Annotated in this window: 22 protein-coding genes and 3 tRNA genes; 7 read left to right on the top strand and 18 right to left on the bottom strand. The window is 41.5% G+C overall.

Annotated elements, in window-relative coordinates:
- Positions 1–18 precede the first annotated feature (18 nt).
- The gene (locus AC0L7Q_RS01325) at positions 19–567 is read left to right on the top strand and encodes an SRPBCC family protein (RefSeq protein ID WP_409424536.1); all 549 of its coding nucleotides are present in this window, start codon (positions 19–21) and stop codon (positions 565–567) included.
- On the top strand, positions 536–1,417 hold the full coding sequence (locus AC0L7Q_RS01320) for a TIGR03899 family protein (protein WP_409424535.1): 882 nt from the start codon (positions 536–538) through the stop codon (positions 1,415–1,417). The genes AC0L7Q_RS01325 and AC0L7Q_RS01320 overlap by 32 nt, the downstream gene beginning before the upstream one ends.
- A 42-nt stretch (positions 1,418–1,459) precedes the next feature.
- Here the strand turns inward: AC0L7Q_RS01320 and AC0L7Q_RS01315 are convergent, their stop codons facing one another.
- From AC0L7Q_RS01315 to AC0L7Q_RS01280, 8 genes are all read right to left on the bottom strand, one after another.
- Entirely contained in the window at positions 1,460–2,230 is a 771-nt protein-coding gene (locus AC0L7Q_RS01315) for a TIGR04219 family outer membrane beta-barrel protein (protein ID WP_198522488.1), read from the bottom strand.
- 3 nt (positions 2,231–2,233) lie between these two features.
- Positions 2,234–3,220, bottom strand: a complete 987-nt coding sequence (locus AC0L7Q_RS01310) for a DUF2333 family protein (RefSeq protein ID WP_178954815.1) — start codon at positions 3,218–3,220, stop codon at positions 2,234–2,236.
- An 8-nt stretch (positions 3,221–3,228) separates the two neighbouring features.
- The gene (locus tag AC0L7Q_RS01305) at positions 3,229–3,738 is read right to left on the bottom strand and encodes a copper chaperone PCu(A)C (protein WP_413401191.1); all 510 of its coding nucleotides are present in this window, start codon (positions 3,736–3,738) and stop codon (positions 3,229–3,231) included.
- A gap of 78 nt (positions 3,739–3,816) precedes the next feature.
- On the bottom strand, positions 3,817–4,143 hold the full coding sequence (locus AC0L7Q_RS01300) for a hypothetical protein (protein ID WP_008115505.1): 327 nt from the start codon (positions 4,141–4,143) through the stop codon (positions 3,817–3,819).
- 10 nt (positions 4,144–4,153) lie between these two features.
- On the bottom strand, positions 4,154–4,360 hold the full coding sequence (locus tag AC0L7Q_RS01295; RefSeq protein ID WP_409424531.1) for a PspC domain-containing protein: 207 nt from the start codon (positions 4,358–4,360) through the stop codon (positions 4,154–4,156).
- Between the two features lie 10 nt (positions 4,361–4,370).
- The gene (locus AC0L7Q_RS01290) at positions 4,371–5,051 is read right to left on the bottom strand and encodes a PspA/IM30 family protein (RefSeq protein WP_413401190.1); all 681 of its coding nucleotides are present in this window, start codon (positions 5,049–5,051) and stop codon (positions 4,371–4,373) included.
- Between the two features lie 261 nt (positions 5,052–5,312).
- Positions 5,313–6,245 carry a tRNA dihydrouridine(20/20a) synthase DusA gene (gene dusA, locus AC0L7Q_RS01285; RefSeq protein ID WP_413402916.1) on the bottom strand — a complete coding sequence of 311 codons (933 nt, stop codon included), beginning with the start codon at positions 6,243–6,245 and terminating at the stop codon, positions 5,313–5,315.
- A gap of 123 nt (positions 6,246–6,368) precedes the next feature.
- Positions 6,369–6,989 (bottom strand): MarC family protein, encoded by a 621-nt coding sequence (locus AC0L7Q_RS01280; RefSeq protein WP_008115498.1) that lies wholly within the window; start codon positions 6,987–6,989, stop codon positions 6,369–6,371.
- Positions 6,990–7,081: 92 nt separating this feature from the next.
- On the opposite strand from AC0L7Q_RS01280, the gene AC0L7Q_RS01275 reads away from it, so the two are divergent.
- The 3 genes from AC0L7Q_RS01275 (at position 7,082) to AC0L7Q_RS01265 (ending at position 8,472) form a co-directional block, all read left to right on the top strand.
- Positions 7,082–7,516 (top strand): transcriptional repressor, encoded by a 435-nt coding sequence (locus AC0L7Q_RS01275; protein ID WP_413401189.1) that lies wholly within the window; start codon positions 7,082–7,084, stop codon positions 7,514–7,516.
- Between the two features lie 63 nt (positions 7,517–7,579).
- Positions 7,580–8,047: a chemotaxis protein CheX gene (locus AC0L7Q_RS01270; protein ID WP_413401188.1), complete on the top strand. Its 468-nt coding sequence runs from the start codon at positions 7,580–7,582 to the stop codon at positions 8,045–8,047.
- Entirely contained in the window at positions 8,044–8,472 is a 429-nt protein-coding gene (locus AC0L7Q_RS01265; RefSeq protein WP_138623654.1) for a secondary thiamine-phosphate synthase enzyme YjbQ, read from the top strand. Before AC0L7Q_RS01270 ends, AC0L7Q_RS01265 begins: the two co-directional genes overlap by 4 nt.
- Positions 8,473–8,659: 187 nt before the next feature.
- Here AC0L7Q_RS01265 and AC0L7Q_RS01260 read toward each other — a convergent pair.
- The 4 genes from AC0L7Q_RS01260 to orn all read right to left on the bottom strand — a co-directional run bounded on the left by AC0L7Q_RS01260 (position 8,660) and on the right by orn (position 9,941).
- A tRNA-Gly gene (locus tag AC0L7Q_RS01260) sits at positions 8,660–8,735 on the bottom strand.
- 125 nt (positions 8,736–8,860) lie between these two features.
- A tRNA-Gly gene (locus AC0L7Q_RS01255) sits at positions 8,861–8,936 on the bottom strand.
- A 208-nt stretch (positions 8,937–9,144) separates the two neighbouring features.
- Positions 9,145–9,220: transfer RNA gene (locus AC0L7Q_RS01250), tRNA-Gly, on the bottom strand.
- Between the two features lie 175 nt (positions 9,221–9,395).
- Positions 9,396–9,941, bottom strand: coding sequence for an oligoribonuclease (orn, locus tag AC0L7Q_RS01245; RefSeq protein WP_008465098.1), 546 nt, complete (start codon positions 9,939–9,941; stop codon positions 9,396–9,398).
- 122 nt (positions 9,942–10,063) lie between these two features.
- Here orn and rsgA point away from each other — a divergent pair, with 122 nt between their 5' ends.
- Positions 10,064–11,122, top strand: coding sequence for a small ribosomal subunit biogenesis GTPase RsgA (gene rsgA / locus AC0L7Q_RS01240; RefSeq protein ID WP_413401187.1), 1,059 nt, complete (start codon positions 10,064–10,066; stop codon positions 11,120–11,122).
- A 14-nt stretch (positions 11,123–11,136) separates the two neighbouring features.
- Positions 11,137–12,003 (top strand): archaetidylserine decarboxylase, encoded by an 867-nt coding sequence (gene asd / locus AC0L7Q_RS01235; RefSeq protein WP_008115486.1) that lies wholly within the window; start codon positions 11,137–11,139, stop codon positions 12,001–12,003.
- A gap of 92 nt (positions 12,004–12,095) precedes the next feature.
- Here the strand turns inward: asd and AC0L7Q_RS01230 are convergent, their stop codons facing one another.
- From AC0L7Q_RS01230 to thiC, 6 genes are all read right to left on the bottom strand, one after another.
- Positions 12,096–12,893: a HesA/MoeB/ThiF family protein gene (locus AC0L7Q_RS01230; RefSeq protein ID WP_413401186.1), complete on the bottom strand. Its 798-nt coding sequence runs from the start codon at positions 12,891–12,893 to the stop codon at positions 12,096–12,098.
- Positions 12,877–14,403, bottom strand: a complete 1,527-nt coding sequence (gene thiE / locus AC0L7Q_RS01225; RefSeq protein ID WP_413401185.1) for a thiamine phosphate synthase — start codon at positions 14,401–14,403, stop codon at positions 12,877–12,879. The genes AC0L7Q_RS01230 and thiE overlap by 17 nt, the downstream gene beginning before the upstream one ends.
- Before the next feature lie 21 nt (positions 14,404–14,424).
- Positions 14,425–15,216 (bottom strand): thiazole synthase, encoded by a 792-nt coding sequence (locus AC0L7Q_RS01220; RefSeq protein WP_008115481.1) that lies wholly within the window; start codon positions 15,214–15,216, stop codon positions 14,425–14,427.
- Between the two features lie 5 nt (positions 15,217–15,221).
- Entirely contained in the window at positions 15,222–15,416 is a 195-nt protein-coding gene (thiS, locus tag AC0L7Q_RS01215; RefSeq protein WP_409425539.1) for a sulfur carrier protein ThiS, read from the bottom strand.
- 6 nt (positions 15,417–15,422) lie between these two features.
- Positions 15,423–16,424, bottom strand: a complete 1,002-nt coding sequence (locus tag AC0L7Q_RS01210) for an FAD-dependent oxidoreductase (protein WP_413401184.1) — start codon at positions 16,422–16,424, stop codon at positions 15,423–15,425.
- A 109-nt stretch (positions 16,425–16,533) separates the two neighbouring features.
- Positions 16,534–18,486 carry a phosphomethylpyrimidine synthase ThiC gene (gene thiC / locus AC0L7Q_RS01205; RefSeq protein WP_413401183.1) on the bottom strand — a complete coding sequence of 651 codons (1,953 nt, stop codon included), beginning with the start codon at positions 18,484–18,486 and terminating at the stop codon, positions 16,534–16,536.
- Positions 18,487–18,513 lie beyond the last annotated feature (27 nt).

The raw sequence follows: 18,513 nt of genomic DNA, 5'->3' as shown, positions 1-18,513 counted from the left end.
AAACTACTTAAACAATTAATGCTGTTTTCAGCCATCTTACTGTTGGCGTTTGTTATTGTGGGATTACTTTTACCACAAAACTATCATGTGCAAAAAAGCATTAAAATAAATGCCCGCCCTCCTGTTATAAAGTCATTAGTGGAAGATTTTACTCAGTGGTACAAATGGTCGCCGTGGCAGCAAATAGATCCCAATATTGAATTTAGTATTGGTGAACCTAGTGCTGGTGCGGGAGCCTATCAATCTTGGCAAGGAAAGTGGGGGCAAGGCGAAATGACAATCACTTCATTAAGCGCCAATGAAGTTGTATTTAATGTATTATTTAATCAAGAACATATTATTACTAGCCGATTACTATTTAGCCCCCATGCAAAAACTGTAACCTGGCATATAGAAGGACAAGCAACTGTGCCGCTTATATCTGGCTATGTTGCTATATTTGCTGAAAATATATTAAGCAATATAGTCACCCTAGGGCTAAATAACTTAAAGACGGTAGCCCAACTCAGTGATGCACAAGCAATAATGGAAAGCCATGACAGTAAAAACCGCACAAGCCAGAATTAAACTTGCCAATATTATTGAGTCACTGTTAGGTTACTCGGTTACAAAAGTGAGTAATACGACTGCAGCTGATGAAAAAACCTATAATACGCAGGGTAAATCAAAGTCTCTTTATCGTATTAATAGCGAGCATTCAGTATTAGCTCGAGCACAAAAAAGACAAGATCTACTGCTAATAAAACAACAACAAAATATCGAGACTATTTTAGCCTTGGCAATGGAATTTTGTCCTGATGTAGCCTGCGCTAAACAACCTGATGCCGATTGGGTAGAACACTTTATTGCCTTATGTGAAGATACCTCAAATCAATCTATGCAAACATTATGGGCAAAAATTTTTACTGGCGAAACTATTAGTCCAGGTACCTTTTCTATTAAAAGTTTACAAACACTTAAACACATGACCCAGCGCGAAGCGGATTCATTGAGAAAATGTGTGTCTATTTCAGGGTATAACGAAAAAGATAGTAGTCACCTAATATTTTTAGGCTATTACAAAAAACCCTCGTTATTTGATTTATTAGGTAAGGGAAATAAAGTGTCATTAAGCATAGGTAAAAGCGGTGTGAGCTTTCCTGATGTATTAACCTTAATGGACTTAAATTTGTTATACCGTAAAGAAATTGAATCCGCTGCATTAAAAGCAGGACAAGAGATAACCCTCTCCTTTTTAACTCAAAAACTAACTTTAAAAGCAAAAAGTAACGATTTAGTACTGAGCTATTATAAGTTTACCCAAACCGGTGATGAATTGTTTAGACTAATGAATTATCCAATTAATAAAGTGTACAAACAGTTAATTGGTGCAGCATTTGAAGGGGAATTTGAATTAGTGTGGCACACTTCAAAGTAACTAAAAAAAGCCACACGAGGTGGCTTTTCGAAAAGTCGGTGCTTAAAAATGAACTTGTATACCCGCAAATGGGCCTGATGCATCAATATCAGTATTAATATCATCTACATCATCAAGTTCTAAAACCATAGAGCGGTAGCCCGCTTTAACCGCAACATCAACCGCTAGGTTATCAATCAACTCCCAAGCAATACCCATTTGGTAATCTCGTACTTTACTGTCATCAATAGCTAAAAAGCTACCTTCAGCAAAAACACTTAAACCACTAAATGGTAAACCTGCTTCAAAACGTCCATATGCTAAAGGAACTACACCTGAGAACTCTTCTATCTCAGTGAAGTTAGCACCACCTTGTTGTGATGTACCCGTTACCACAACTTCACCATCAAACTGCTTAGCATTAATACCTAAATCAATTGAGATTAAGTCGTTATCAAAAATTTCATAGTAAAGAATATAATCAATGTGCGATAAGTCAGTAACTGAATTAACATCAGTACCTACAACATAATCAGTGCCATTAAAAGTAAATGTATCTTCAAGTTGTGTTGCGCCGTTTAGTTCAAGCTCAGTGTATTTTAGTTTTAAGTTTGGTACTAGCGGTACTGGATGCTCAAGTGCGGCGTAATAGCTAACAAAAGTCTCATCTTCAAAGTTGAAGTTTTGTAGGGCATTATTATTATCAGAAAAGCCACCATCATTATCTGCTTTCCAACCATCAACTCCTACATATAAACCTAATACAGTGTCGGCTTGTGCTACAGGTGCTAAACATGCCATTGATAAGGCTGCTGCTATACAATACTTTTTCATTTTTTATCCTTGCGCTAATAATTCGCTAAGTTCAATCAGTGCCGCATTGGCTCTAGAGATATAATTTGCCATAACGAGTGAGTGGTTGGCGACATAACCGAATCCGTTGCCGTTTAGAATTATTGGGCTCCAAACCGTTTCTTGAGTCGCTTCAAGCTCGCGTATAATTTGTTGTAAACTAACACGGGCGTTCTTTTTATCAAGTACTTCGGCAAAATCATATTCAACTGCTTGTAAAAAATGCAGTAAAGCCCAAGTAGCACCGCGTGACTCATAAAATACATCATCAATTTCCCACCACGATGTTTTTACTTGTTGTTGTAATGGCGTATAAGTAGCTTGAGTATTTGAAGAATTGCCTGCTAAATCGGTATTTACTTTGTCTTGACCTACACTCGCGCTCAAACGCTGGCTTAAGCTACCTAAGCGTTTTTCTGCTTCTTTTAACCAACTGCGTAAATTATCTGCACGTGAGTAAAACTGGCTATCGCGCTCATGCTGATTCGCAATTTGAGAACGGTAAACTAATAAGTAATCAATACCCTTTTGATATTCGCCCTCAGCACTTGGCCATGCCCATGCTTCAGAACTAATATTAAATTGTGGCTGTGCTTTTTTAAGCGCTTCGTGCTCAGTTGATTGTGACTGTGAACGACTAAAATCTTTTCGCATTGATAATGCTAAATCACGCACCATTTCCAACGCGCCATACTCCCAAGCAGGCATGTTGTCCATTATTACGCTCGGTGGCAGTACATCATTTGATAAATAACCGCCTGACTTAGTCAAGAGAGTATCAGCGACGGTGATAAGTGTTGAAGTGGTTACATACCCTGTTACTGGTTTTTCACTACGTTGCTGTGCTTGCTGTTTGGCATTTTGTACCACATCAAAACGTGCAGGCTCTATGCTCCAGTACACTGCAATAGCGTAAAATACGACAAACAATAGTACCAATGCCGTTATTATTTTTCCTTTATGCTGTGACATTTATCCCCCTAATGATGACTATGATCTTTCGATACTTTTACCGGCCCAGCTTGCGATGCTAGCGAAACTACTTTCGCATTGGTGAATACTCGATTCCCGTCTTCAAAATATAGCGTGAGTTTGCGTTCTTGACCTACTTTTAACGGCTCTTGCGGTTCAAACACCATTAAATGATAGCTCCCAGGCTTAAAATCGAGTTGCTGATGGGCCTTAATAAGCAGTGATTCTACTTTTTGCATTTTCATCATGCCATCAGCGTGGACGTGCTCATGAATCTCAACACGACCCAACCCATCTAAGGTCGCTCTTGTGAGTGTTGCCGGCACATTACTATGGTTTTCAATACTGAAATAGCCCACGCTGGCTTTGGTGGCCGGTAAAAACTCTCTTACTTGTGCATTTGTTACTTGTAAATGCGCAACAACACTATCGTGCTCATGTCCTTCGTGCGCCAATAACGAAGACGAAAAAACACCCACTATTAACGCACTTGCACTCAAAATACATTGTTTAATCATCAGTAAAATCCTTGTTAAAACAAAAAAATATAGCCCAAATCTATCATAATTCCCTAATATTAGGCAGCTAATTTAAGTTCAAGAAGCTACTTTTTTGTTATCTGCGATTAACCAGCACAACCCTGCCACAAACAATAATGGCCAAGCAATCATCAATGATCCGAATAAAAAGGCTAATATAGTTCCAGCCAGTGCCACCATCGCCGCGCCAACAAGCCCCATAGTTACTAAAGCTGCAATCGCAATAACAACAATAATAGCGACTAACGCTCCAATGAGCTCAATACCTGTCCAGCTAATATCTGAAATCCACAACGGAAACTGCCATACATCAAAATGAATTATCGAACCGCTATTAATTAAAAATAATGTAACAATAAGTAGGCATACGGCGAAAGTTTTCATGTTATTCCCCTTACACTGTTTTTTCTTCAAGACAACAGTGTGCTATTAAATAACCTAGCGCCACTGCAAACGGAAAACTTAAGAATAATAAAACGGTGACTAATCGAGTAGACCATACCGGAAAGTCTAACCGGTAGGCTAACCCACTACAGACACCTGATATTTTTTTGTTAAGCGTATTTTTATACCAACGACGATGCGTATTAAAATTATTCATAACAATCTCCTTAGGCTGTTTGTTTGTTAGCAGTATTTAAACTCGCTTTTAAACTTGCCAGTTCTGCATCAATTTTTTCGTTTTTAACCAGTGACTCAATTTGCGTCGCAGTATTGCTCGCTGTATCTGTCAGTTCATACGCTTCAACTTGCGATTCAACACTCTCAACGCGGCGTTCAATTTGCTCAAATCGTGATAAAGCAGTGGCCACTTTATCGCTCTGCAGCTGAGTATTTATCTTTGCTCTTGCCTCAACGACATTTTCACGCTTTACAAGTTGTGCTTGCTTAGCTTTAGCCTGTGTCATTTTTTGCTGTAGGCGCTCACAGTCTTCTGTGATTTTTACAATTGATTGCTGCAATGTCTCAAGTTGTGTTTGTAAGCACTCTATGTTTTTTTCAATAACGTGTTTTTCAGCTAATGCTGATTTAGCTAAATCGTCACGATTTTTTGCAATGGCATGTTCGGCCTTTAATTGCCAATTTGTGAGCGCTTGTTGTTTATTACTTATTTGACGCTTAATATTTTTTTCTTCACATAATAGTGCCGCTGCAGTGCTACGACACTCATTAAGTGCCTCTTGCATTTCGGTTAGCATCAAATTAAGTAGTTTTTCTGAATCTTCAGCTTTATCAAGCATAGCTACGATATTTGCTTGAATGACGTCGTTTACGCGATTAAATATACCCATGTTATTCTCCTGATGATTTTTTATTTATACATCAACAGGATTCCAAGAGTTATGCCAACAACTTAAAATTATTTTATTTTCATTAAATATCAATAATTTAAATTATTTTTGGTAGGTAAATTAATGACTAGCCACTGAATACAATTAAGTCAGATTAGCTAATAAATTACATTTTTGACTAAAATTTGGGATCAAAAAAAGCCACCTGAGGTGGCTTTTTCTATAAAGAGGATCTGTTACGCCAATTGCATTAAATTGGCATTACTCGGGTACGTAACTTAGTGCCTTATCCATAACGCTTAAATCAGCCTGCTTACCATGACCATTTTCAGATAAGTGGCGTCTAAAACCACGCGCACCAGGTTGCCCCTGAAAAATACCCAACATATGGCGTGCAACATGCCAAAAGTTAGCCCCTAAACGCATCTCTTCTTCAATGTAATCATACATAGAGCGTACAACATCATGTCGAGACTGAGTGTTAGCAACATCACCATAAATTCTTTCATCTACTTCATTAAGCATAAATGGATTACTGTAAGCCTCTCGGCCAACCATAACCCCGTCTATGTACTGTAAATGCTCAAGGCTTTGCTCAATGGTTTTAACACCACCATTAATACTTAAATCAAGTTGTGGGTAATCTTTTTTAAGCTGGTAAACGCGGGGATAGTTAAGCTCAGGAACTTCGCGATTTTCTTTCGGGCTCAACCCTTTTAGCCATGCCTTACGGGCATGAATAATAAAGTCATCACAGCCAATTTTATGTGAAGCCTCTATCAAAGCACATAAAAACTCATAAGAATCTTGCTCATCAATACCAATACGCGTTTTCACCGTAACCGGAATATTCACTTCACTCTTCATTGCAGCAACACACTCTGCAACTAAATTAGGCTCGGCCATTAAACAGGCACCAAAACGTCCATTTTGCACGCGATCTGACGGACAACCTACATTAAGGTTTATTTCATCATAACCACGCTCACCAGCAAGCTTGGCACACTGTGCTAGCGCTTGCGGATCTGATCCACCTAATTGCAATGCCACAGGGCCTTCGTGCTGATTAAAATGCAAGTAGTCACCGCGGCCGAATAAAATAGCACCAGTTGTGATCATTTCAGTGTAGAGCACGGTGTGTTTCGTCATTTTACGATGAAACGTACGACAGTGGCGATCAGTCCAATCAAGCATGGGTGCCACGCTAAAGCGTCGATTTAAAGTACGTTTATCCAAAATGTGATCCTCAAAAATTTATAATTTAAGCACAGCTTAAACGGCGCTGCATTTTACACAAAAGCCCTATGCGCAGCAATATTAAGCAAACACTTGCAAGCCAAAGTATTGTGCAATACCGTTTAAAATATTAGTCACCGCGACTGAGCTTAAAATTAACCCCATAATTCGACTAATAATACTCGCCCCACTATCACCTATTATTTTATGTACATGCGTAGCAAGTAATAACAAAATCAGTACCACCACTAAAACAGCTAACATCATTGATGAGGTAATCATTTGTTCAACCCAAGTATATTCCTCATTGCGTGTCATTAATACCGCACCTAACATGGCACCGGGACTGGCTATTGATGGGATAGCGAGCGGAAAAATAGCGGTTTCAGTGCTGTCTCTAACACTTTTAATTTCAGCTTCAGGCTTACTTTCACCAAAGGTCATGGAGAGTGCAAAAATTAATAAAATTAAACCACCTGCTATTTGAAATGCCGAGAGCGGAATCTCAATCACATTCAGTAATTGCTCGCCAGCAACTACAAAAAATAACAGCACTAAAGCAGACACACCCACGGCCTTAAAAATCACTTTACGCTTAAACTTGTCGTCATCTCCACGAGTTACGGCGATAAAAACCGGGATTGTGCCAATTGGATCGATAACCGCAAAAAAGAAAATAAATATAGCCAATAGTTCATGCATTAATGAGTACCTTTTCATTAAATCGGTTAATAAAACGCTGCAACTACAATACAGTATGTTAGTATATCACGGCAGCGTAAGGATGAGAGAAGATGAATATAGAATCACTCGTAAGTAAAGCAAAACAAGTGTGCGACAACCGTGGTGCGCGATTCACACCAATTCGCGAGAAGGTATTTCGTTTATTGGCCAGTGCTCAAGGTGGTGTGGGTGCATACGATTTACTTGAACAATTAAAAGTCACTGAAACAGGCGCTAAACCTGCAACGATTTATCGTGCTTTAGACTTTTTAGCCGAACTCGGTTTTATTCATAAAATTGAAAGCACCAATGCATTTATGCTGTGTCATCATTTTGATCATATTCATCCTGTTCAGCTATTAATTTGTGATACCTGCGGTTTTGTTAAAGAGCTGCACTCAACAGTGATTTCTCATGAGCTCAATAACTTAGCAGCCGAAAGTGGCTTTGTAGTTTCCGGGCAAACAATAGAAGCGCATGGTAAATGTGACTCTTGTCGAGCATAGATCAGCGACTATAGCTATACTTTACGTATAACCTTTATCAGTACCAATTTAAGGATATCTAATATGAATGTAGAGTTCATTAATCCCTTTTTAACTTCTTTGATGAATGTATTGAGCACTATGGCTCAAACTCAGTTAAAACCAGGCAAGCCACGCATTAAAACCGATGAGATAGCCTGTGGTGATGTATCGGGATTAATTGGTATGGTTGGCCCTCAAACTCGCGGTTCATTTTCAATTACCTTCGACGAAAGTTTAGCGCTGACTATTATGGAACGAATGTTAGGCGAACGACCAGACGACGTAAATGAAGAAGTAACCGACATGGTCGGTGAAATAACTAATATGGTTACCGGTGGCGCTAAGAATTTACTAGGTGAAAAGGGCTATGATTTTGCCATGGCAACCCCCATTGTTGTGTCTGGTAAAAACCACACTATTACTCACAAAAGTGACGGCAAAAAAATTCTTATGCCGTTTACCAGTGACGCAGGTAATGCAAATATAGAAGTGAGTTTCGATAAGCTATGAGCTGGTCGCAAACCACAATTACATTAAAGCCTCGCTCGCGGGGCTTTCATTTAATTGATAACGACATACTTACTCACCTCCCACAACTGAGTCAGCTTAAAGTTGGTTTATTACACTTATTTATTCAACATACCTCTGCCAGCTTAACTATTAACGAAAACGCCGATCCGACGGTACGCATGGATATGGAAAGCCACTTTAATCAGTTTGTTCCAGAGCGCCAGCCTTATTATCGCCATGACTATGAGGGCGATGATGATATGCCTGCCCATATAAAAACCAGTACCTTAGGTTGCGAATTAACTATCCCGATTAGTCACGGTCAGTTAGCGCTGGGAACTTGGCAAGGAATATACTTAGGTGAGCACCGTGATCATGGTGGTTCAAGGCGTATTATTGCAACTTTGCAAGGCGAAAAGTTTTAGGTTTTAGGTTTTAGGTTTTAGGTTTTAGGTTTTAGGTTTTAGGTTTTAGGTTTTACAACACACATCGTTCGCATCCATTGAGTACTTCAAATCTAATAAAAAAGATTATATAAATTAAATTTATAATGATTCACGTCTGGATTGTTGTTTGCTTTTTAAGAATAAATATTTGGAAAGTAAATAAGATTGGAGCGGTACACGAGGCTCGAACTCGTGACCTCGACCTTGGCAAGGTCGCGCTCTACCAACTGAGCTAGTACCGCATTTAAAGTAGTCAGTAATTTGTCCGTTGGTGCGCGACGGGTCGCGTTCAACATTCTGGCAACTGAGCTAGTACCGCATTTAATATTGTATTCTAATTTTACTACAATTTCTTTTGGTGAGAAATTGGAGCGGCACACGAGGCTCGAACTCGTGACCTCGACCTTGGCAAGGTCGCGCTCTACCAACTGAGCTAGTGCCGCATTCAAAATAGTCAGTAATTTGTCCGTTGGTGCGCGACGGGTCGCGTCCTACATTCTGGCAACTGAGCTAGTGCCGCATTCAAAATAGTCAGTAATTTGTCCGTTGGTGCGCGACGGATCGCGTCCTACATTCTGGCAACTGAGCTAGTGCCGCATTATATCAACTTTAACTTTTTTGTCTTGTGCTGCAATTTCTTTGGTGAGAAATTGGAGCGGCACACGAGGCTCGAACTCGTGACCTCGACCTTGGCAAGGTCGCGCTCTACCAACTGAGCTAGTGCCGCATTCAAAATAGTCAGTAATTTGTCCGTTGGTGCGCGACATGTCGCGTCCTACATTCTGGCAACTGAGCTAGTGCCGCATTCAAAAAGTCAAAGCCCAAACACACTAACCCCGCGGGGGTTATCGTCTTGAGCGGGGCAGGATTCTACAATAATTAGGGGGCTTTGCAAGTATTTTTTATAAATTAAAAAACTTTTCTCGGTAAACCTTTAATTCCATAATCGAATCTTTAATGTCGTCTAACGCTAAATGCGACCCTTTTTTATTCACTTGAGCCAACACATCTGGTTTCCAACGACGAGCAAGTTCTTTAATGGTACTGACATCTAAATTACGGTAATGAAAAAAGTCTTCAAGCTCGCGCATATACTTATTCATAAAGCGACGGTCTTGGCCTATCGAGTTACCACACATAGGTGAAGCACCCGCTGGCACCCATTGCTTTAAAAACGCGAGGGTTTGTTCCACGGCATAAGCTTCATTAAACGTACTTGCTTTACAGCGTGCCGTTAGTCCAGATTTGCCATGCTGAGTTGTACACCACTCATCCATGCCATCAAGTAGTTCATCACTTTGATGAATGGCAATCGTTGGGCCTTCGGCTAATATATTCAGATCAGCGTCAGTGACAACAGTTGCAATTTCAAGTATTTTGTCAGTCTCTGGTTCAAGTCCGGTCATTTCCAGATCGAGCCAAATTAAATTTGATTTATTAATAGTCATAATTACCTTAAACGGTGCTTTTCTTTAGATCCAACGCATTTCGATATATCATATTAGCATCAATCGTCGAGCTAAAGCTTTTTTTGGCAAACTCGGCATTTAACTCAGGTTATAGGCCTCAAGTGGCAAAACAGAAAAAATTAAGTAAAGGCCAATCCCGTAGGATCAAGGCCAATCATCAAAAGCGTTTATCGAATGCCGATAAAAAACCGGCAAAAGTCGGCGCGCAAGAGTGGCAAACAGATAATTTAGGTCAAGTGGAAAATGCGATTGTCATTAGCCGCTTTGGGCAACATGCCGACGTAGAAACGCAAAATGGCGATGTTCTTCGCTGTAATATTCGCCGTACCGTATCAAATTTAGTATGTGGCGATGAGGTATTATTTCGTCGTGCAAAAGTAAGTGAAGGCGATTTAGCGGGTGTTATTGAAGCAACTCAAGAGCGGCGTTCACAGTTAACGCGCCCTGATTTTTACGACGGTGTAAAAGTGATTGCCGCTAATATAGATCAAATTTTAATGGTTTCAGCGGTACTGCCAGAGTTTACACCAAGCATTATCGACCGCTATTTAATTGCCTGCGAAGACATGGGCATTGAGCCGATTTTGGTGCTTAATAAAATTGATTTAATTGATGAAGCTGGTTTAAACGACATACAACAAATACTTGATATTTATCGTAAACTTAATTACCAGGTGCTGCTAGTTAGTAATATAACCGGCGAAGGCATTAATGAATTAAAAGAAGTACTTGTAGGCAAAAACAATATTTTTGTTGGCCAAAGTGGTGTGGGGAAATCTACTTTAGTTAACACTGTGCTGCCGGATGCTGAAATTTTGACTAAAGAAGTGTCTGAAAACAGCGGTCTAGGCCAGCACACCACCACAGTATCGCGTCTGCATCATTTACCAAGTGGCGGTAACTTAATTGATTCTCCGGGTATTCGTGAGTTTGGTTTATGGCATTTAGATGTTGAACGAGTCACTTGGTGTTTTAAAGAATTTAGAGAGTTTATAGGTGGATGCCGTTTTAGAGACTGTAAACACTTAAACGATCCAGGCTGTATAATTCAGCAAGCAGTCGCTGATGGCGATATCTCAAAGTTACGCTTTGAAAGCTATCACCGTATTTTAGAAACCATGGCCGATGGCCGTGCCGGCGCGCGTGCGCCTCGTGTATAATTAGGGAAAAACCTGTGAGTTTAGATAAATTTAAAATCGCCATGCAATATGCTATGCCAAAGCACTTTATTTCTCGTGTAGTAGGTAAGCTTGCAGCTGCAAAAGCGGGCGCATTAACAACAACGCTAATTAAATTATTTATTAAACAATACAAAATAAATATGAGTGAGGCTAAATATTCTGATCCAGCTCACTATAAAACCTTTAATGAATTTTTTACCCGTCCGTTAAAGGACGGTGCTCGTCCTATGGTTGAAGATGACGATATTATTATTCATCCTGTTGACGGCGCAATCAGCCAACTTGGCGATATTGTTGACGGCCAACTAATCCAAGCTAAAGGCCATGATTACAGCTTACAAGCGTTGTTAGGTGGCTCAGAAGACGACACAACACCGTTTTTAGGTGGTAAATTTGCAACTATTTACTTGGCACCAAAAGATTACCACCGTATTCACATGCCAATTGATGGTACGCTAAGCAAAATGATTTATGTACCGGGCGATTTATTTTCGGTAAATCCTCTTACCGCACAAAACGTACCGAACTTATTTGCCCGTAACGAGCGTGTAGTAGCTATTTTTGAAACTGAAATTGGCCCGCTTGCTATGGTCCTTGTAGGCGCAACCATTGTTGCTAGCATAGAAACTATTTGGGCTGGCACAGTCACTCCACCAGCTGGCAGTGATGTGTTTAGCTGGAACTACCCAACTAAAGGCGAAAACGCGATCACCCTTAAGAAAGGGGAAGAAATGGGTCGCTTTAAATTAGGCTCAACAGTTGTGCTTGCATGGGGTGCAGATAAAGCCGATATTTTTGATGATCAACGCCCTGAAACAGTCACCCGTTTAGGCACTGCGTTTGCAAAAATTGATGATTAATAAATAGTGTCAGTTGTCAGGCCGAAATTAAAAAGCACCGCGTTTATTGTATTGAACGCGGTGTTTTTTTGTAGACGAAGAGCTTGCTTACGTTAACAGCGAAGCTGCTCTTTACTCATACTGCTACACTCTCTACACGCTAAATTTTTAGCCATCTTAAAATGCTGTTGCTTTAAGCTTAATGCGTCAAAGGTTATAAACACATTCCCACCCAAATGACCTAACAACATATTAAGAGTTAGCTGTGCCTGCATAGAACCAATTACCCCAAGTAAGGGACTAATAACGCCCGCATTGTCGCAATTAACAACAGGGTTAGCATCACTTTGTGGAAATACGCAGCCATAGCAAGGGCTATCTGTTTGCCTAAAGTCAAAGCCCATTAATTGCCCTTGAGTTGCTAGCGCTGCTGCAGAAATTAATGGTATTTTGTTGTTTACGCAAAAACGATTGACGGTGTAACGAGTCGCAAAGTTATCAGAGCAATCAAGTACAATATCGGCGTTATTTAATAGTGCATCACTGTTAGCATCGCTCAACTTTTGCGAGTGAGTCACTATGTTTATTTGATTATTAAGGCTCGCAAGCACCTTTCCTGCTGCATTTACTTTTTGCTGCCCTAAGTGATTCACTTTGTATAGTATTTGCCGCTGTAAATTAGAGAGTTCAACGGCATCGTCATCAATTAATATTAGTGTGCCAATGCCTGCCGCTGCTAAATAAAGTAGCGCAGGACTTCCTAGCCCACCTGCACCTACCACAGCAACGGTTGCCGCTTTAAGTGTTAACTGCCCCTCAAGCCCCACCTCTTTTAATAATAAGTGGCGGCTATAACGTAGAGTTTCTTTGTCACTCAGTTGCTGCGTTTGCATATTAGCAGGCATTATCATTTATCACCGATTTTAAAGTATTAATTGCCTCTACATAATCATCAGCCTCGGTAATAGCACGTACCACAGCTACACTGCCCACGCCTGTTTTAGCAACCTCTTGCGCCCTATTTAAATCAATTCCACCAATAGCCACTGTAGGATAGCTTTGCATTAATGGCACAAATCGAGTTAGTTTTTCAAGCCCTTGTATCTGGCCTGTCATATCTTTGGTGGTGGTAGGGTAAATCGCGCCAAAGGCCATGTAGCTTGGGCGGTAATTATGCGCCCGAAGCATTTCATAAAAGCCATGGGTAGAAAGCCCAAGTCGCAGGCCAGCTTCTTTTATGGCCGCTAAATTTGCGCTCTCTAAGTCTTCTTGTCCTAAATGCACACCATAGGCGCCATGTTTGATTGCCAGCTGCCAGTAATCATTAATAAACACATGCGCATTGTATTGCTGACCCAAAGCGACCGCGCTTGCGACTAATTGTTCAAGCTCATCTTCGCTTTTGTCTTTAACCCTTAGCTGCGCTGTTTTAATGCCATTTTGTAGGCATTTTTCTAGCCACTCGATGCTATCGACTACCGCATAAGCGCCAAGCGTTTTGCTTTCACACGCAGCAAAGTCAGCTGCCATATTAAAATCTTGTGGTACATCAAAATCTAGTTCATCACCCAACCAGCTACCCGCTTCAATCACTTGAGGGTAATGCGCTAAGTCAGTCGGAAACGATGTTTGTGCAACAGGGCCGATCCCCTCGCCATAGCGAACTGATTGCTTCAAACCTTGGTTAATATAGGCCTTAGCTAAAATAAATGCATCTTTTAACGGATAGTCCTTTGCAAGGCATGCAGCAATAACAGACGCCATACTACAGCCAGTGCCATGATTGTGCGGAACCTGAATTTTTTCATTACCTAGCCAGTACTCTTCACTACCTTGTGAGCAGTAATCAATACAGTAACCACTTGGGTAATCCCAATGCCCGCCTTTAATAACCACCGCTTTGGCACCCCATGCCATTAGTTTGCTTGCTGCTTCTTTAATTGCTGCGGGGCCAATTAAATACACACCTGTTAATAACTGGGTTTCATGGGTATTTGGGGTAATGATATCCACCAGCGGTAATAGGCATTCTTTAATCGCGCTTACAGTGTCTTCTTCTGTGAGTAAATCACCGCTTGAGGCAATAGCCACCGGGTCATACACAATCACCGGCGGGGTTGGCCACTTCGCTTTGTAATGGCTAATATGCTCACTGATCAATTGAATTTGCTGCACATTAGCTAACATGCCAATTTTAATTACTTTGGCTTTCATGTCTTTTTCGAGTGCCAACAACTGCGACTCAATCACATCGGTCGAGACAGCATTAATCGCCTCAACGCCTAAACTGTTTTGTGCTGTTAGTGCGGTAATCGCAGTACAACCGTGCACACCAAAGCTTTGCATTGCTTTAATATCAGCTTGAATACCAGCGCCACCGCCGGAGTCTGAGCCCGCAACCGTCCATACTACATTGTTCATAATGACCTACTTCCTAATTTTTTACGTTTGATGCCAAAATGGCATACCCATGGTGGGGGTTGATGGGGCCGCAACATCTTTTTCAGGCATCGCTTTGGCGTTATAAGCAAAGCGCCCTGCTTCAACCGCTGCTTTAAATGCACGTCCCATAGTAATGGGGCAACCCGCGCCCGCTATGGCTGAATTTAATAATACCGCATCATACCCTAATTCTAAGGCTTGGCAGGCATGCGATGGTAAACCTAACCCAGCATCAACAATTAATGTGCTGTTAGGTAAACGCTCCCGTATCGCCTTTAAGTTATAACTATTTAATAATCCCTTACCGGTACCAATTGGCGCTCCCCATGGCATCAGCACCTCGCAGCCTAATTCATCTAACCGTTGGCAAAGCACTAAATCATCGGTGCAGTAAGGCAGTACTTTGAATCCATCTTTAATTAGAATTTCAGTGGCTTCAAGCAGAGCAAAAGGATCTGGTTGTAAGTTATAGTCATCGCCAATTAATTCCAGCTTAATCCAATCGGTTGCAAATACTTCTCGGCACATTTTAGCTAAATTAATGGCCTCTTTAACACTGTGGCATCCTGCAGTGTTAGGTAAAACTTTGAGCCCTGTATTCTTTATAAGTTGCCAAAAATCATCTCCTGCGGCTGCACTTTGCTGGCGACGTAGAGACACTGTAACAATATCCGCTCCTGAAGCATTAATTGCTTTTGTCATCGTCGCGGGCGATGGGTAAAGTGCAGAACCAATCAGTAATCTGCTTGAAAATTGCTCACCATAAATAGTGATATTATCGGGAGGTAACATAATGGTTACCCTCCTTGAATCGGAGATAACACATCAATGTAATCGCCATCATTGAGTGTGTAGTTAGCATGTTGTTCTTGAGGTATAAACTGGCCATTAATGGCCACTGCAAACGGCGCTTTAGCACCATACTCAATTAAACACGGTTTTAGTTCGCTACTTGTTAGGGTGAGCGCTTTACCATTAATTATTATGTCCATCATTCCTCACTCTATTCTGGCAACAGCATCAGCAACTAAACTCGGCGCGAGCATGTAGCCATGGCGGTATAATCCATTAATACTAATTACCTGCCCCAATTGTGTAACTTGCGGGCAGTTATCGCTATACGCAGGGCGAAGCCCGGTTTGAATATTTAACAGTCGAGCCTCGGCAAAACCGCTGTGCACTGTATAAGCGGCTGAAAGTAACTCCAACGTTGAACGCACCGTTGCCGCTCCGTTATCTTGAGACTCAATTTCGGTGGCACCAATCACATATTCATGATTCGGCTTAGGTGCTATATAAATAGGATAACGCGGATGCATTAACCTCACTGGCCGAGATAAATTAACCTCGGGAGCATAGAGCCTTGCCACTTCCCCGCGCACCCCTCTAAGTGGCCGATCTTGTTTGGCTCCAAGCCCTCGACAATCAATAATGTAATCAAACTCTCGATTATTCACTTTGTTTTCAAAGATGCTGGCGCGCTGATTAAACACAAACTTTACTTTGCGCTTATTAAGCAATCTAAAGCTGGCTTTGTAAAAGGCTTGGTTATCTATTTGTGCTTCACCGGGCAAAAATAGGCCTTGGCTAAATCGACCAGCCAGCTCAGGTTCTAGTTGCTCAATTTGCTGCGCATTGACTGCTTCAGCACTAAAATTTAGTAACGGCTTTATTCGCTGCGCAAAACTTTGTAAGTCGCCTTTATCCTGCGGGTGAGCAACCACTAGGGTGCCTTGTTGTTGAAAAAACACCTCACTATTTAATTGATCTAAAATAGCAGGCCAACGAGCAATAGAATCCACTCCCATTAAAGCCAATTCACGTTCGCACATAACAGACTCAGCTAGGGGTGCCAGCATCGCCGCGGCCACTTTGCCGGCACTGTTCTGAGTATGTTCATCATCGACTTCAAATACGGTAACACGATGCTGCTTACTTAACTCAAGCGCTGCCAACCGCCCCGCTAAACCAAAGCCCACCACAGCAATATCATAAAACATAAGCACTCCTACATTTAGCTACGAGCTGCAAGCCTCTGGCTTCGAGCAACAAGATGCTAAGATAAACATTTCGCTACTCGATGCTCCCAACCTGCAACCCGCAACCTATTTATATTGCTTTGTGGTAAATCTCTGAGCCTGTTTGCTTAAACTCTTCAGATTTAGCTTTCATCTCGGCTTCTACATCAACCATTTTTATTTCAATGGCATCGCCCACGTTATTAGGGTCAATACCGCGTGCTTGTAGATCTTTGGCGTAGTCGCGTACTTCTTGGGTTATTTTCATGGAACAAAATTTAGGGCCGCACATAGAACAAAAATGCGCAACTTTTCCTGATTCTTGCGGCAGTGTTTCATCATGATATTCACGGGCGCGAACAGGGTCTAAACCAATATTAAATTGGTCATGCCATCGAAACTCAAAGCGCGCTTTTGATAGCGCGTTATCTCGCTCTTGTGCGCCTGGGTGACCTTTAGCTAAATCGGCCGCATGAGCGGCAATTTTGTAAGTAATAAGACCTTCTTTTACATCTTCTTTATTAGGTAACCCTAAGTGCTCTTTAGGTGTTACGTAACACAACATCGCACAGCCATACCAAGCAATCTGCGCAGCACCAATCCCTGAGGTTATATGATCATACCCTGGGGCAATATCGGTGGTCAGTGGACCTAAAGTATAAAACGGGGCTTCGTCGCAATGTTTAAGTTGCTCATCCATATTCGCTTTGATCATATGCATAGGCACGTGTCCTGGGCCTTCAATAAACACTTGTACATCGTGCTTCCATGCAATTTTTGTCAGCTCTCCTAAGGTGCGAAGTTCACTAAATTGTGCCTCGTCGTTCGCATCGGCAATTGAGCCCGGACGTAAACCATCACCGAGTGAAAAACACACATCGTATTGCTTTAAAATTTCACAAATATCTTCAAAGTGAGTGTATAAGAAGTTTTCTTTGTGGTGCGCTAAACACCATTTAGCCATAATTGAACCACCACGTGACACAATACCGGTTACGCGCTTTGCTGTCATTGGCACATAACGTAGCAGTACACCAGCATGAATAGTAAAGTAATCAACGCCTTGCTCTGCTTGTTCAATCAGGGTGTCGCGAAATATTTCCCAAGTTAGGTCTTCTGCTACGCCATTGACTTTTTCAAGTGCTTGGTAAATTGGAACAGTACCAATAGGCACTGGCGAATTACGTACCAGCCATTCACGGGTTTCGTGAATGTAACGCCCTGTTGATAAATCCATTACAGTATCGGCACCCCAACGGGTTGACCACACCATTTTTTCAACTTCTTCTTCGATAGATGAACCCACTGATGAATTACCTATATTGGCGTTAACTTTAACTAAAAAGTTACGACCAACAATCATAGGCTCGGTTTCTGGGTGATTAATATTGTTAGGTAAAATAGCGCGTCCACGAGCAATTTCATCGCGAACAAATTCAGGAGTAATAAACTCAGGAATACTCGCGCCAAACGACTCCCCTTTATGCTGCGCAGCTAGTAACTCTTCACGTATTTGCGCACGCCCCATGTTTTCACGTATCGCTACATATTCCATTTCTGGGGTGACTATTCCTTGGCGAGCATAATGCATTTGCGTGACATTTTTACCCGCTTTAGCACGGCGTATTTTTGGTAAATGTTCAAAGCGAATATGATCTAGCCCATCATCAGCCATACGCTGCTGTGCAAACTGTGAGGTTACCGACTCGAGTATTTCGGTATCATTACGGCTCTCAATCCATTGTTCACGGTATTTATTAAGCCCCTTACGTACATCTAATTTAAACTCAGGGTCGGTATACGGGCCTGATGTATCGTAAACACGCAGTGGTGCATTTGGCTCATACACTGGGTTTTGCTCATCACCACCAATAAAAGTATCGCTCAATGTGATTTCACGCATACCCACACGTACGCCTTGCTGGCTACCTGCAACGTATACTTTATGAGAGCTTGGAAACGGCTGACCGGTTAAGTTATAAATATAATCTGATGCGGCCGCACGAGTTTCGCGACGGGTGGCTTTATTTGTTGTATTTGACATGACTTACCTCATTGCTAAAGGGTTGTC

The organism is Pseudoalteromonas sp. KJ63-1, from assembly GCF_055808145.1.
The sequence above is the reverse complement of the archived record's forward strand: the minus strand, read 5'-3'. Positions and strand labels throughout refer to the sequence as shown.